General features: G+C 61.6%; 13 protein-coding genes and 1 pseudogene. 8 read left to right on the top strand and 6 right to left on the bottom strand.

What is annotated here, in order from left to right:
- Positions 1 to 781: 781 nt before the first annotated feature.
- A pseudogene (locus tag C486_RS20190) lies at positions 782 to 1,048 on the top strand (eCIS core domain-containing protein); the annotation flags it as partial.
- An 896-nt stretch (positions 1,049 to 1,944) separates the two neighbouring features.
- Here the strand turns inward: C486_RS20190 and pdxT are convergent.
- A complete protein-coding gene (gene pdxT / locus C486_RS09600) occupies positions 1,945 to 2,562 on the bottom strand; it encodes a pyridoxal 5'-phosphate synthase glutaminase subunit PdxT (RefSeq protein ID WP_008455559.1) in 618 nt (205 codons plus the stop codon).
- A gap of 122 nt (positions 2,563 to 2,684) precedes the next feature.
- On the opposite strand from pdxT, the gene C486_RS09595 reads away from it, so the two are divergent.
- Entirely contained in the window at positions 2,685 to 3,053 is a 369-nt protein-coding gene (locus C486_RS09595) for a pyridoxamine 5'-phosphate oxidase family protein (RefSeq protein ID WP_008455557.1), read from the top strand.
- A 30-nt stretch (positions 3,054 to 3,083) separates the two neighbouring features.
- On the opposite strand, the gene C486_RS09590 is transcribed toward C486_RS09595, so the two are convergent.
- The 4 genes from C486_RS09590 to C486_RS09575 form a co-directional block, all read right to left on the bottom strand.
- Positions 3,084 to 3,704, bottom strand: coding sequence for an HAD family hydrolase (locus tag C486_RS09590; protein WP_008455555.1), 621 nt, complete (start codon positions 3,702 to 3,704; stop codon positions 3,084 to 3,086).
- A 258-nt stretch (positions 3,705 to 3,962) separates the two neighbouring features.
- Positions 3,963 to 4,985 (bottom strand): hypothetical protein, encoded by a 1,023-nt coding sequence (locus C486_RS09585; protein ID WP_241432486.1) that lies wholly within the window; start codon positions 4,983 to 4,985, stop codon positions 3,963 to 3,965.
- A 418-nt stretch (positions 4,986 to 5,403) separates the two neighbouring features.
- Positions 5,404 to 6,171 carry a Nif3-like dinuclear metal center hexameric protein gene (locus C486_RS09580; protein ID WP_008455551.1) on the bottom strand — a complete coding sequence of 256 codons (768 nt, stop codon included), beginning with the start codon at positions 6,169 to 6,171 and terminating at the stop codon, positions 5,404 to 5,406.
- A 105-nt stretch (positions 6,172 to 6,276) separates the two neighbouring features.
- Positions 6,277 to 8,745 (bottom strand): cbb3-type cytochrome c oxidase subunit I, encoded by a 2,469-nt coding sequence (locus C486_RS09575; protein ID WP_008455549.1) that lies wholly within the window; start codon positions 8,743 to 8,745, stop codon positions 6,277 to 6,279.
- A 317-nt stretch (positions 8,746 to 9,062) separates the two neighbouring features.
- On the opposite strand from C486_RS09575, the gene C486_RS09570 reads away from it, so the two are divergent.
- Both C486_RS09570 and npdG read left to right on the top strand, forming a co-directional pair.
- A complete protein-coding gene (locus C486_RS09570) occupies positions 9,063 to 9,320 on the top strand; it encodes a hypothetical protein (protein ID WP_008455547.1) in 258 nt (85 codons plus the stop codon).
- 166 nt (positions 9,321 to 9,486) lie between these two features.
- Complete coding sequence (gene npdG / locus C486_RS09565; protein ID WP_008455545.1) at positions 9,487 to 10,167, top strand: NADPH-dependent F420 reductase; 681 nt, start codon at positions 9,487 to 9,489, stop codon at positions 10,165 to 10,167.
- A 189-nt stretch (positions 10,168 to 10,356) separates the two neighbouring features.
- Here the strand turns inward: npdG and C486_RS09560 are convergent, their stop codons facing one another.
- Positions 10,357 to 10,626 carry a thioredoxin family protein gene (locus tag C486_RS09560; protein WP_007110841.1) on the bottom strand — a complete coding sequence of 90 codons (270 nt, stop codon included), beginning with the start codon at positions 10,624 to 10,626 and terminating at the stop codon, positions 10,357 to 10,359.
- 118 nt (positions 10,627 to 10,744) lie between these two features.
- Between C486_RS09560 and C486_RS09555 the strand changes: the two genes are divergently transcribed.
- From C486_RS09555 to C486_RS09540, 4 genes are all read left to right on the top strand, one after another.
- Positions 10,745 to 10,906 carry a preprotein translocase subunit Sec61beta gene (locus C486_RS09555; RefSeq protein ID WP_006185602.1) on the top strand — a complete coding sequence of 54 codons (162 nt, stop codon included), beginning with the start codon at positions 10,745 to 10,747 and terminating at the stop codon, positions 10,904 to 10,906.
- 399 nt (positions 10,907 to 11,305) lie between these two features.
- Positions 11,306 to 11,521: a hypothetical protein gene (locus C486_RS09550; RefSeq protein WP_008455543.1), complete on the top strand. Its 216-nt coding sequence runs from the start codon at positions 11,306 to 11,308 to the stop codon at positions 11,519 to 11,521.
- An 852-nt stretch (positions 11,522 to 12,373) separates the two neighbouring features.
- The gene (locus C486_RS09545) at positions 12,374 to 12,862 is read left to right on the top strand and encodes a hypothetical protein (RefSeq protein WP_008455541.1); all 489 of its coding nucleotides are present in this window, start codon (positions 12,374 to 12,376) and stop codon (positions 12,860 to 12,862) included.
- 96 nt (positions 12,863 to 12,958) lie between these two features.
- Entirely contained in the window at positions 12,959 to 13,738 is a 780-nt protein-coding gene (locus C486_RS09540) for a hypothetical protein (RefSeq protein ID WP_049910352.1), read from the top strand.
- Positions 13,739 to 13,750: the final 12 nt, after the last annotated feature.

The raw sequence follows: 13,750 nt of genomic DNA, 5'->3' as shown, positions 1-13,750 counted from the left end.
GACCATATTCACGGTGACGCCAGACCGGCTGTGAGCGTCCCGGACGCAGCCCAGCCCGCGTATGCGGTCTATCAGAAGGACATCTACGTCGGGTTCGAGGATCAGGCACTGGGATCGCTCGTGGGCGACTTGCTCGGGAACGACGACGTGATGGCGGCACTCGGGCGTGCGATCGATCCGACAGCGGCACGGCCGGACGATGCCGCGTTCTCGGCGGCGCTGGCTGAGATCACGGGGAAGGATTCGACGGATGTCCCGAGCCTTTCCGACGGATGTTTGCTTGAGGCTGTCTCCGACTTACACGTCCTCTGGGACGACGCAGCGGGCCAATATCATACTCAATGGGGAGAGCAGCCCGATATCGAACGTGATCCACATGCCCGGATCGAAATCTTCGAGTTCGATCCCGACTCGATAGTCGAACTCAAGTGTCAGATCGCGAGGCACCTCCTTTGCCAGGTCCGAGACTGCTATCTCGGGATGGGCATCGCGCCACCCGAACCGTTCCGCCTGCTCGNATCGCGAGGCACCTCCTTTGCCAGGTCCGAGACTGCTATCTCGGGATGGGCATCGCGCCACCCGAACCGTTCCGCCTGCTCGGTGCAGGTCACCACGGCGCTGGGACCCGATACGAACACTACGAGTTCTACGACCGATACCACGACCCGACTGCTGATATTTCGACGTGGTACGAGGAATACACGCCCGATAACGCCTACGATACCTCTCTGGCCGCAATCGAGTCGTAATGGCGGTAGACGCTATCTCTCGGACTTTCGTCGCTCGAGCGGTCACTGTCGGCAACCACGTCGCGTTCAATGCCGGCGAGTATGATCCAGAATCGCCGGAGGGACAGCACGTCTTAGCCCACGTTCGCCAGCAAACTGGCGGGGCAGTGTCGATGCTTCCCCAGGAGGATCTCGGCCTCGAGATTGATCCGGATTCGCAGTTAGATCGGGAGGCCGAAGAGACCGCTCAGCGGGTGATGGAAGGTGGTGAACTTGGGATTCAGCGCTTGGGGCGGACGGATATACACGTGCAACGACAGCCGATCTACGGTCCGACACTGGGTGCCAGTCACAACGGGACGGTGACGGATACCGCCGCCCTCGAGGATGATCTCGAGGTCGCCGGCGCGATGTCGAAAGCCGTTGCGAAAACCTTTCTGAAACGATTTATTCCCAACGAAGTCATCGCCGCCTACGATGCGAAGAAAGTGATCGAAGAACCGTCGTTTCAGGACACACTGCAGAATGCACGGTTCTCCAGCGACTGGCTCAGCGATTTCGGCGACTTGCTCGAGAACGACGACGTGATGGCGGCGCTCGGGCGTGCGATCGACCCGACAGCGGCACGGCCGGACGATGCCCCCCTCTCGGCGGCGCTGGCCGAGATCATGGGGAAGGATCCGGCGGACATCCCGAGCCTTTCCGACGGACTCCTTCTCGAGGCTGTTTCCGGCTTGCACGTCCACTGGGACGACGTAGCGGGTCAGTATCACACGCAATGGGGAGAGCAGCCCGATATCGAACGTGATCCACATGCCCGGATCGAAATCTTCGAGTTCGATCCCGACTCGATCGTCGAACTCAAGTGTCAGATCGCGAGGCACCTCCTTTGCCAGGTCCGAGACTGCTATCTCGGGATGGGCATCGCGCCACCCGAACCGTTCCGCCTGCTCGNATCGCGAGGCACCTCCTTTGCCAGGTCCGAGACTGCTATCTCGGGATGGGCATCGCGCCACCCGAACCGTTCCGCCTGCTCGGTGCAGGACACCACGGCGCTGGGACCCGGTACGAGCACTCCGAGTTCTACGATCGATACCACGACCCGACCGCTGAGATCTCGACGTGGTACGAGGAATACATGCCCGACAACGCCTCCGAGATGTCCGTCGCTCCGGCGGCTGAAACCGAGATCTGACGGGGGTAGCCGCCACGAACTTCAGTTCCGCTCCTCGAGCGACGGCACCGCTGCGGCCTCGTTTTCGAAGAAGGCCAGGCCGTGAATCCGACTGTCGGCGGTCAGTTCGGGGTGAAACGAGGTCCCGACGACGGGCCCGTCCCGAACCGCGACGGGACGGTCGTCCCACGACGCGAGCACGTCGGCGTCGCCGACCGTCTCAATCGCGGGTGCCCGAATGAACACCGCCGGATAGGGCTTGTCGAGTCCCGCAACCTCAAGTGGCGCTTCGAAGCTGTCTTTCTGGCGGCCGAAGGCGTTGCGTTCGACGCTGACGTCGAGTACGCCGAGTTCCTCGACTCGGTCGTCGCCGGCGTCGCTCGAGGCGACGATCAGCCCGGCACAGGTCGCGAGGAGGGGCTTGCCGGCGGCGACGTGGGCCCGAATTTCGGGGGCGATCCCCTCGCTGTGGAGCAGTCGCGAGATGGTCGTCGACTCGCCGCCGGGCATCGCGAGCAGGTCGCAGTCAGGGACGATCCCGGAGTCGCGGATCTCGTGGACTGAGATTTCGTGTCCGTGGGCCGCCGCGGCGCGTTCGATGGCGGCCGCGTGTTCCTCGACGTCGCCCTGCACCGCGACGACGCCCGCAGTCAGTGACATGGCCGCGGGTATGGACGGTGTGGTAAAAAAGGTCGCGGCACGTGACTCGCACGCCGGCACCGCCATGGCAGGCCCTTTTCATCCTCCCGGTCGGCGACACGACCGTGACGACGGTTCCCCCGATGGCGGAACGGCTGCTCGAGAGTGCCCCGGTGATGGCCCATCTGGCTACGAGCGTCGACGGACGACCCCACGTCGCACCGGTCTGGTACCGGTACGCTGACGAAACCGTCGAGGTCGTGACGACGGGCCGGAAGCTGGCGAACAGCAGGCGGAATCCGCGGGTCGCCCTCTCGGTACAGCAAGACGAGGCGGGCCAGGCCGAGTGGATGGTGACGCTGCTTGGGACGGCCGAGGTCGTTGACGATGCAGACGAGACCACAGCGGCCCGTCGCCGGATCAACGAGAAGTACGGCGCGGACCCCGATGCCCACGCCGACAACACGCTGGTCCGGGTTGATATCGGCTCGGCATCGTATCAGACGTACTGACGCCGTCCCGAAACGGGGGCCTGTCAGGGATCAACCCCGAAAGAGATCCCCAGGAAGAGCACCGAATCCACCGCCCTCGTACCGGCACGTGGACCAGCCGGCGTTCTTCGCTCCGTCGACGTCGCTCTCGCTATCTCCGACCATACCGTACCGAGCCGCCGGCAGTCGTGCCTCGAGCAGTCGATACGGAGCCGCGTCCGGCTTGTGTGCCCCCACCTCGTAGGAGGCGACGATCGCGTCGAAATACGCCTCGAGATCGTGTGCTCGGAGCTTCGCCAGCTGCCACTCGCGGAGGCCGTTCGTGAGCACACCGAGTTCGAACGACTCGGCGAGCCGTTCGAGGTCGTCGTGAGCGTTCTCCGGCGGGGACAGCGACTCGATTTCCTGCTCGTGGAGCGCCCGCACGTATGGCTCGGGATCGGTACAGCCATCGATTCGAGCGAACGCCCGCTGTATCGGATCGGGGTCGCACGCGGAAAAGAGATCGAAGAACGCCTCGTCGTACGTCTCGAGCCACTCTGCGGGGGTGTCGCCACGAACGTCCGCGATCGCGGTCGCCAACAGGTCCCGGTACTCCCGGTCGGTGTGGAGTACCGTTCCGTCCAGATCGAAGACGATCGCCGTCACGATGAGCCATTCCTGCCGACGCATGAAAAGTAGTTTGGATGATACGATTGATACACTCCTTTTCGAGTGTACCCCACGAGTGGGCTTCGTCCAGCGTCGTGCCGGCTTCGTCGGTGTCGGAGGCGATGTCAGTCATGCCCTCGGATGGGCGGGAGAGTGGTTTCAACGCCGCGATTCGGCCCGATGCCGCGGTACGAAAATAGCGTCGGGCAGCGACCGGCTCCAGGCGTTCGCTCGTTCCGAACCACACTCGCTCACAGCGGTTGCGTGGACCCGACAGCGTTACTTTCCAGTGATGACCTCCCCGAAGATCTCCTCTTGACAGGCGAGATACTCGGGGTTCGTCTCCAGCAGCGCTCCGAACCCGGGAATGGTCGGCATTCCTTCCCGGTAGGCTTCCACCTCCAGGATGATCGAGTCCGCGGGAGCGTCCTCGAGTTCGTCGACGGACACCGTCCGTTCGCCCTCGACCGGTCCGATGAACGGCATCACGTTGCCAAACCCGTCGCCGTCGAACACCACCTCGAACCGGACCTCGGCGAAGTCGCCGACGATACGAACGGTCTGACAGTCGACGAACTCGATGAACTCCTCGTCGTCGGGTTCGTCGAACAGTTTCTTCCCGCATTCGACCAGCGTCGGATTCGCGACCCTGACTGCGCCGCCTCCGGGGAAGGTGTTCGACGCATCGCGGAACGCCTCCGCCGCGTCGAGTCTCGAGTTCTCGGGTGCGTCCTCGAGTTCCGAGACGTGGATCGTCCGCTCGCCGTCGACCGGGCCGACCGGACCCCGCACGTTTCCGAAGTCGTCGCCGTCGAACGATGCCTCGATCACGACGTCCTCGAAGTTGCCGACGACGCGGATCGTCTGGCAGTCGATGAACTCGATCCGTTCGCCGTTTCGCTTCGTTTTCCGATCGAGTTCCGTCCTCGAATCGACCTTTTTGGTCGCGATCACCGTCCCGTCGTGGGAGAGCGTGACCGCCGTTTTCCCGTCCTCGAGAGCCCTGACCCAGAACGTGGTGGCGTCTTTCGCGGCGACGGACACCGACCCGGATCGTTTGTCGTCTGTCACCGACCACTCGACCGTTACGTCCCGTTTCCGGTGATTGTGGACGCGGAACGCGGCGTCCAGCGTAGCCCCGTTCTTCCTCTCGGTAGTTCTGTACCCGATCGCCTCGAGCTCGATCCCGTTCAGCTCGTCCACGTCGTCTTCGCCCGTCTCCTCGTGATCGGTGTCGTCATCGCTCTCGTCCGTGGCGGTCAGCGGCGTTTCGGTGTCCGTCTCGTCGTCATCGTCGTCCATACCCGCGCTCGACAGGGCGATCGCACCGCTGCCAGCCACTGCGCCGGTAGCGCCGATCAGCTTCAGATAGTCGCGTCGTGAGTTCAGGTTCCGTCTCATGGGTATCGCACCCGAACGAAGTCCGGGAGCAATCGCGTCGTCGACGGTGCGCTCTATTGTTATCACCTATCTGAAATCCTCTCGAGTGTCTTAGCAGCGGCTTCTATCGCTGCAAACGAGATGTACGTGATTCCTGATGCGACGGTGGCCACAGCGGCCGTCGCTGCGAACGACTGCACCGCCGCGATCGACGGCGGATCGTCGTCCCTCCAAACGGCCCCTGCCGTCGATAGAAAACGCAACTGTACGCCGCAGATACCGGATCGAGACGACGATTTCCCGCTGTACGATGGGACTACGAACCGACGCCGCTCGCGAGTCACAGCCCGGTCGGCACGTCGAGGAACGTCGTCTCGAGCCCCCACTCCTCGATGACCGCCCGTATCGAGCGCACGCCGAACGTCTCCGTCGCGTAGTGGCCCGCGAGGAAGACGTGGATCCCGGCCTCCCGGGCCTCGTGGTAGGCCTTTTGTTTCCCCTCACCTGTTACCAGCGCGTCGGCGTCGGCCGCGACGGCTTCATCGAGCCAGTCCGTGCCGCTGCCGGTGACGATCGCCACGTCCGCGATCTCGTTGGGGCCGAAATCGAGGTGCTGAACCGGCTGGCCGCCGGTCTCGAGGGTTGACTCGAGGCGTTCCCGAAGGTCGGCGGGTGCGTAGGGGTCGGCCACCGTCCCGCGCTGGCCGATGTACTCGGGGCCAAGTTCGCCGAAGGGGGCGCGGTCCTCGAGGTCGAGCAGGTCGGCGACCCCAGCAGCGTTGCCCAGTGCCTGATGGCCGTCAAGCGGGAGATGCGAGACGTACAGCGCGAGGTCGTTTTCGATCAGCGGCGCGATGCGGTCGTAGGTCCGGCCGGTCACGCGGTCGAAACCACCCCACGAGAGCCCGTGATGGACGACCAGCAGGTCGGCGTCGGCCGCGATCGCCCCCTCGAACGTCTCGCGGACGCCGTCGACGGCGAACGCGACGCGTTCGATCTCGCCCTCGTCCGGGCCGACCTGCAGCCCGTTCGCGCTGGCGTCGAGATCGGCGTAGTCGGCGGTCCGAAGCTCCTCGTCGAGTCGGTCGACGACGCTCGAGAGTTCCATAGCGGATTGTTTGGCTGCGGTCTCCTTGTATCGGCTGGTTCCGGAGTCGAGCAGTTATTCGATCGGCGGTGACCGAACCGACCGCCCAAAACCCGGGCAACCGCGCTACATCAGGTAAAACAGCGGGAACAGGATCACCCAGACGATGTCGACGAAGTGCCAGTAGAGGCCGAAGTATTCCACCGGCCGGTCGTCCGTGAGATAGGCGTCGACGGAGACGATTCGGTAGATCATGAACCCGGCGATGAGTAGTCCGAGGATGACGTGAAGCGCGTGCAGGCCGGTCGTCACGAAGTACATCGAATACTGCAACTCGGTAAACCAGTAGATGTCGTGGGCGAACTCCTGTCCCCACTCGTAGCCCTTGACTGCGAGGAACGTGACGCCGAGCAACACCGTGGCACCCATCGCTCCGAGGAGGCCGCGCTTGTTCTCCCGTTCGGCCATCATCAGCGCGATGACGACCGTGAAACTCGAGGTGAGCAGGACGTACGTGTTGACCAGGCCGACGACCTCCGACGGCGGCACAGGCTCGATCTCGCTCCAGCCGGTGTGGAGCCGCATGAACACGTATGCCCCGATGACGGCACCGAAGACGACGACGTCCGACGCGAGGAAGAACCAGACGCCGGTCTTCGTCGTCCCGACACCCTCGAAGGGCCAGCGCTCGGCGATGGCCATCTCCGGCGCGTTGAATCGCTCGCGGCCGTACTCGAAGAGCGTGGCTCCCACGATGAGAACGCCGACGACCGAGAGCACTGGATAGAAGATGTTCGGCGAGCCGACGCCGCCCTGAACGTCCGCTCCTCGTGCGGTGGCGAACTCGGCGACGTAGGGCGTTATTCCCGACAGCCCAAGGAACGTGACGAACATGCCGATCCCGATACCGAACGGCCAGATACTCGCGTGATCCTCGTGGTCTCCCTCGAGCGATTCGATGTCGCCGACCCGCTCCTGTGCGGCTGTCCCGCCGTCGGCCGCGGCCGCGTCGTCGACGAACTCGAGTTTGCCGCTGGCGTAGCTCGGTCGGTCCGGCCAGTTCTCGAGTGGCGGGGGCGAGGTCGTCGCCCACTCGGCAGTCCGCGAGAACTGCCACGGGTCGTCCGGTGCGTCCGGGCCCGAGATGGCGCTCTTCGCGAGCGTGATGAACACGAGCAGGAACGACGTTGCGAGGACGAAGGCTCCGACGGTCGCCAGCTGGTGATAGAGCTGTGCGCTCTCACCGTAGTGGAAGACGCGGCGTGGCGTCTCCCAAGCGAGGAACATCGGGAAGTACAGCAGGTTGAAGCCGACGAAGTAGACGGCGAAGCTGAGCTTTCCGAGTCGCTCGGAGTACATTTTCCCGGTGATCTTCGGCCACCAGTAGTAGAGACCGCCGATCAGTGCGGTGACGCCTGCGACCATCACGTAGTGGAAGTGGGCGACGACCCAGTAGGTCCCCCGGAACTCGTAGTCGAGGACGACGGCACCGAGGAAGACGCCGGTGATTCCACCGAGAATGAACAGGAGGAGCGCGCCGAGGTTGAACAGGAACGGCGTGGTAAACCGGACGCGACCTTTGACCATCGTGTAGATCAACGCAAAGACCATCAGATCGAACGGCAGCGAGATCCCGATCGTCGTCGCCATAAAGAGCGTCTTGATCGGGAGGTTGATCGTCGTCAGGAACATGTGGTGCATCCAGACGAGGAACGACTGCACCGCGACCAGGACCATCGCGATGATGACCCACTTCCGGCCGACGAGTCGCCGGCCACAGAAGGTCTGGAACGTCTCGAATATGATTCCCAGCGCTGGGAAGAAGACGATGTACACCTCCGGATGGCCGAAGAACCAGAAGATATGTCCCCAGAGCAGACTCGAGCCCTGGCCCGTCGAGGAGAAGTACTGCGTGAGCAGGAGGCGGTCGGTGAGCATGAGGATCAGCGCGGCCAGCAGCGCCGCGAACGCGAACAGCATCATCCAAACGGTCAGCAGCGTCGCCCACGTGAATAGCGGCATGTTCCACAGCCCCATGCCCTCGGCGCGACAGCGGTGGATCGTCGTCAGGAAGTTTACCGAGCCGAGGGTGACCGACATGACGAACAGGGTCAACGCGAGGATGGTCGCGTTCCCACCCATCGTCAGCGTGTAGCCGGGATTGTAGATCGGGACGTTCAGCGGCGCGTACATATACCAGCCGTTCGCCCACGTCGTCCCCTGAAAGAACGAGAGCAACACGAGAATTCCGGAGAACAGGAAGAACCAGTAGCTCAAGGCGTTCAACCGCGGGAAGGCGAGATCCTTCGCGCCGATTTGGAGGGGGACGAGGTAGTTCGCGAAGCCGAACCCGAACGGCGAAATGAACCAGAACCCCATCAACAGGCCGTGAATCGAGACCGACTGATTGTATTCGGTGTTCCCCAGCAGACCGGTGCCGCCGGCCTCCCACAGGTGCGCGCGGAACAGCAGTGCGAGGACGCCGCCGGCGACGAGGAAGAACAGCGCCGTCCCCAGATACAGGATTCCGACATCCTTGTGATTAGTCGTCACCAGCCAGCGCTTGATCGTCGTCCGAGGCGGGAAATCACTCATGGGACCGCACCTCCCCGTTCGTGTCGCCGCAGGGCTTGCGACCACCGGAGCGTCGTGTACCACCGGCACGACAACGCGGAGACGCGATGAGATCCATACTCACCCCATCCTCAGGACGATTCGACGTATCAAGATGTCCGGTGACAATGCAGGCGCTACTTGTGTCCACCGAGTGGCCGACGCTCCCCGCATCCACGGTTCTGGCCGGTCCCGACGACCGAGACTCCGTCGACGGACCGACGGCTGCCGCAACTGTGCCCCACCGACGTGGTGCTTCCCGGCCGGTCGTTGATCCGTCTGCTCCGCGAACCCCCGCTATGGCCGATCCCACGCTCGCGGACATCGAACGCGCACTCGAGCGCGCGGCCGACCTCGAGCCAGGCAACGCCGTCGCTGTCTTGCGGACCGCTCGGCACGATATTCGTAAGCTTGCGTCCGACCCCGACATCGACGCGGACCGCCGGCAGGCTCTCGAGACGCGACTCGAGCAGCGGCTCCGAGAGGTGTCCGAGCGCGACGCCTACGACGGCGGACTGAGGTCGGCGATAAACCCGAACGAGGACGACGCCCTCTGAGCGGTGTCCCGACAGCGGGACGGCCACTCCCGCCGGTGACCGGCTGCTGGTGAGGTGACACCGACTTTTCGTAGTGGGATCGCTGTGCCGCTTGCACCGTCCCAGAACCCGGCGAGATCGGCCGCGCCCCGGCCCTTTTATTCGAGTGCCGTCCCGAGAGGTGTGTATGCGAATTGCACTACTCGGCGGCACCGGCGATATCGGCGAAGGACTCGCGCTGCGGTTTGCACGCGATACGGGCCACGAGATCCTCATCGGCTCACGGGACCCGGAAAAGGCCCGCGACGCGGTCGCGGAGTACGAAGGCGCGCTCGCGGACCGAACCGACGAGGTCGACATCAAGGGCTTCGCCAACGAGATGGCGGCCGATCGCGCGGATGTCGTGATCCTCAGCGTTCCGCCGTACTACGTCGGCGATACGGTCGACACGGTCGCCGACAACCTCGATTCGGACACGGTGTTGGTCACCCCTGCCGTGGGGATGCAGGGCGACGAGGACGGCCTCCACTATCACCCGCCGGAGGCCGGCAGCGTCACCCAACTCGTCGCACAGCGAGCCCCCGACGGGGTACCGGTCGTCGGTGCCTTCCACAACCTCGCGGCCGACGCGCTGTCCACCCTCGAGAACGATCTCGATCTCGATACGCTCGTCGTCGCCGACGACGACGCCGCCGCGGACACCGTCCTGACGGTCGCCAACGAGATCGAGGGACTGCGCGCGCTCGAGGCCGGGCCGCTTGCTAACGCCGCCGAAGTCGAGAGCGTCACGCCGCTGGTCATCAATATCGCGAAGTACAACGAGGAGATGCACGATGTCGGCGTGAAGTGGATCGATGGGAGCGACTGACCCGGTTTGCACGCCGCTCGCAGAGCCTTCGTGCGACTAGGTGTGTCGTGAGGGCAGTGGCCACGAAAGACGACGCCGACCCGATGCGGCCCACTTGTCGCTCCCCGACGCAAGCGGGAATCGACACGGAACGGCGCTTTGGCTCCCCGATTCGAACGATCGAACGAATGAACGCGCTGGCGGTCGTCCCTACGCGCCGGCCGATTCGAGGGCGTCCTCGATGTCGTCGCGCTGGGTGACGCCGACGAAGCGTTCGACGATACCGTCGTCGTTTTCGATAATCAGCGTCGGCAGCGATCGAACCTGGTATTCGTTGGCGATATCCTGTTGTTCGTCGACGTTTACTTTCTCGACTTCGAATCGCCCCTCCCAGTCGTCCTCGAGTTCCTCGAGGATCGGATCCTGGGTCTTGCAGGGGCCACACCAGTCCGCGTAGAAGTCCTTAAGTGTGACAGTCATGCGGTCAACGCTAGTTACCCCGCGCCGCGCATAAGGGTTTCCCACGCCCAAGGAGTTGCCGTGATCGGCGACGCGGCACGGTCGAAAGGTTTAGTTTCAGGGCCGCATAGAAACGAGTATGGATAAAGGACAGAACACCGGCGGGCTGATGTCCAGTGCCGGATTGGTCCGGTACTTCGACTCCGAGGACTCGAACGCCATTCGAATCGATCCCAAGACGGTCATCGCGTTCGGCGTCCTGCTGGGCGTACTGGTCCAACTGCTGACGTTCGTCTCGTAACGCGGGTCCGGGCCCTCGCCGCTTGCGTCCTCCGTCGACTCGAGCAGCGAGTGCACTGCCGTCGCTTTTCTAGATCGATCTGCGACTCGGCCGTGATCGGTCATCGCCCCACGATCACGATGAGCGGTCGTCAATACGGAGCCGTCAGCGAAGCGGCGGTCCCTCGAGTCACGAACCACGTGTGACGGCCGTGACTCCAGTATTCGCACCTCCCATTCACGTGAGTTTCGCCGTGCTGTTCGCTTCCAGACAGCAACTCGCAGATATCGCATACAACATGAACTTTTATGATGTATGGGTAGAAAGGGGTACGTACAGATGTCGGTCGTACACGTAGCAGCCTGAGTTCGTCGTTGCCGACGAGTACCGCTTTTCGACGATCCCCCCATCTCGACCGACATGAGCACACACCCCCTGCAGCCACCGACCGACGCCGAATCGACACGACCGACCACTCGCACTCGACCGACCCCCTCGAGCGATGTCGCCGACCCGCGGACGGCCACCGACCGCGCCCAGCGGATGTTTTCACACGGCAACACGAACCGACTCGAGAACCTGATCGACGAGTGGAACGCGGCCGTCGCGACCGCGGACACTGAACGCGGTTCGTAAGTCTGCAGTCGGCAGCGATCGCTCGAGCGAACCCAAACCGTCTTTGGAACGACGACAGTAGAATCGCGTGGCCGATGACGATGCACCCGCTCCGAACCGGACTCGGCATCCGGTGCTGACGAGCCCTATGAGTGCCGAGGCCGACTTTCTATCCATACATTTGCGAGGAAAAGTGTACGAACGTCAGAGAATCGCGTCTGCTACCCTCTGAGAGAGGACAGTCGTAATCAAAAGGCGAATAGAGTACACTCTGAGGCGTCACATAGGCCCCACTCGGCGTGGCGACCGATGTTCCTGTGCATTCCTCAAATCCACAGGCTTAGAGGTATTCTCTACGACGAGCAATCGTTAGAATATTCTGACAGTGGAAGTGTACTGTTCTGCATGCAATATTGCGCTAATCCTGACTGTTCTCGTCATGAGAAGCCGATTCCGCGGGGAGAAGTTTACTGTCCCGAATGTGGGCCAGGGAATCGCGTTTTTACTACTCAGGCTGAGCCGATTGAATGTCCAAATTGCAACGAATTTAACGAGCGGAATGCAACCGGCTGCTGGAACTGCCAGCATACGTTTTAATCAGCATCTATGCCTCCTGAATCGTTCACTGAATACTGTGGCAACGAAGATTGTGACCGATACGAGGACCCCCTCCCAGAGGATGCCACAGAGTGTCCTGCGTGTGGAGAAAGAGGATGGGTACAACTCGTAGCCGCAGAACCGATAGAATGTCCGAGTTGTAGTGAACTCAATCAGCGTAACGCCCCGCACTGTCGGGAATGTGGGCACAAATTCTAACTCAAAATGCAGTTTCCAGATTTATCCACTATCGCAGATTTCGCGGTACGGTGGGCAATGCTTCTCTTCTTTGTTGTAGAAATCCTTGTCTTGGTCTATTTGAATCCGAGTCATCACCTGAGTACGATTCAGGATAGCGACGAACGAGACAAGATGACGAGTCGCGCCACTCAACAACGTGGCCGTGCCTTAGCGATTGCGAGTATCACCTTTGCTGGCGTTGCGGTGATTGTGTCTTCATCGAATCAACCAGAAGGAATTGGAGCGGTTCTGGACGTGTTCGGCATAGCGTTCTCATTCCTGCTCGTCTCATTCATGTCTAAGACATTAATCCAGACAAAGCGAATCTGGTCGCTAATTCAGGAAACGACATTGGAATACGGGGCACTGTACCTGTTCCTATCTATCGTTCTACTCTACCACACCTATGTCTCGTTCCCCATCATTCTCGTAGGCGGGTTCGTTATCGCCTTTGTCCTCCGCTTATATGCAGTCAGAAAAGAAGCAGAGGCTTACTACAAAATGCCATCTGGTACCGACGAATAATCTCATCTACCGGAGTCGAATCTTCAGAGAGTACTCAGAAACACCAGTTCCAACGCCCACCAAACACTCTTACTACCGGTATTCGTTTCTTCCGGCATGACTCTTCGAGAGGATATCCTGACCGCGCGAGACACTCAACAGGACAAACACACTATTGCGGAAAAATATCATGAAAAGCGGGTCCGAGCAATACGCGAAGATGGCGGCCCGTACAATGCTGAAGGGGAGTCAGGTCTCGCGGTCCACATCGTCGACTTAGATGCATTCGAATCTGGTTCAGAGTACCGGCTGAACGAGATTGACGAGGCGTACAATTCTATCCCGGTTCTATCGAATCCATACAGTGGCGGTAGAGGGCGGGGAGATACGGTAAAACACACCGCCAGTGGACCCGGTGTAGCCACGACAACGAACGAGGACGACGTTGTCCGACGGTATACCCATATTGCCAATGTGGGGATTGTCGAAGCTGCAACCCTCGATATCGTTGCATCGGGTGAGCACGGTCAAGTTGATGGACCCCATATCGGAGCTTCGACCCTAGAGGGGATTCTGGTAGAACGGACTGCACGGATGATGAACGTAATCGATAACGCTGATATCGAAGGTCCATATTCAATTACGTTCACTCTGTGGGGTGTTTCAGGAGTCCAATTCATCTACCGGGGCGATGGTATGCCCATGTTCGGGACAACAGCATTTGAAACGGATACTGTCGCACCATTTGGGATAGAAGTCGAGTCCGCAATTGACCCAGTTGAATTACGTAATGCGTTGGCAAAGCCTCTGAGTAGTCTCTGGCAAGCTGCTGGCTATGACTCGCCTGAAACCTACACCGATGGTGAGTGGGAAATAGCAGATGACCTTGGCTTGTAACCGCCTCGAAGC

This window comes from Natrinema gari JCM 14663 (assembly GCF_000337175.1).
GTDB lineage: Archaea > Halobacteriota > Halobacteria > Halobacteriales > Natrialbaceae > Natrinema > Natrinema gari.
Note: the sequence above shows the minus strand (reverse complement) of the source record. Positions and strands in the feature narration are given on the sequence as shown.

What these genes read in the sequence shown, in the direction of transcription:
- pdxT (WP_008455559.1), bottom strand. Translation starts at nt 2,562, where the DNA reads ATGTCACTGACTGCGGGCGTCGTCGCGGTGCAGGGCGACGTCGAGGAA.
- C486_RS09595 (WP_008455557.1), top strand. Translation starts at nt 2,685, where the DNA reads ATGGCGGAACGGCTGCTCGAGAGTGCCCCGGTGATGGCCCATCTGGCT.
- C486_RS09590 (WP_008455555.1), bottom strand. Translation starts at nt 3,704, where the DNA reads ATGCGTCGGCAGGAATGGCTCATCGTGACGGCGATCGTCTTCGATCTG.
- C486_RS09585 (WP_241432486.1), bottom strand. Translation starts at nt 4,985, where the DNA reads ATGGACGACGATGACGACGAGACGGACACCGAAACGCCGCTGACCGCC.
- C486_RS09580 (WP_008455551.1), bottom strand. Translation starts at nt 6,171, where the DNA reads ATGGAACTCTCGAGCGTCGTCGACCGACTCGACGAGGAGCTTCGGACC.
- C486_RS09575 (WP_008455549.1), bottom strand. Translation starts at nt 8,745, where the DNA reads ATGAGTGATTTCCCGCCTCGGACGACGATCAAGCGCTGGCTGGTGACG.
- C486_RS09570 (WP_008455547.1), top strand. Translation starts at nt 9,063, where the DNA reads ATGGCCGATCCCACGCTCGCGGACATCGAACGCGCACTCGAGCGCGCG.
- npdG (WP_008455545.1), top strand. Translation starts at nt 9,487, where the DNA reads ATGCGAATTGCACTACTCGGCGGCACCGGCGATATCGGCGAAGGACTC.
- C486_RS09560 (WP_007110841.1), bottom strand. Translation starts at nt 10,626, where the DNA reads ATGACTGTCACACTTAAGGACTTCTACGCGGACTGGTGTGGCCCCTGC.
- C486_RS09555 (WP_006185602.1), top strand. Translation starts at nt 10,745, where the DNA reads ATGGATAAAGGACAGAACACCGGCGGGCTGATGTCCAGTGCCGGATTG.
- C486_RS09550 (WP_008455543.1), top strand. Translation starts at nt 11,306, where the DNA reads ATGAGCACACACCCCCTGCAGCCACCGACCGACGCCGAATCGACACGA.
- C486_RS09545 (WP_008455541.1), top strand. Translation starts at nt 12,374, where the DNA reads ATGCTTCTCTTCTTTGTTGTAGAAATCCTTGTCTTGGTCTATTTGAAT.
- C486_RS09540 (WP_049910352.1), top strand. Translation starts at nt 12,959, where the DNA reads ATGACTCTTCGAGAGGATATCCTGACCGCGCGAGACACTCAACAGGAC.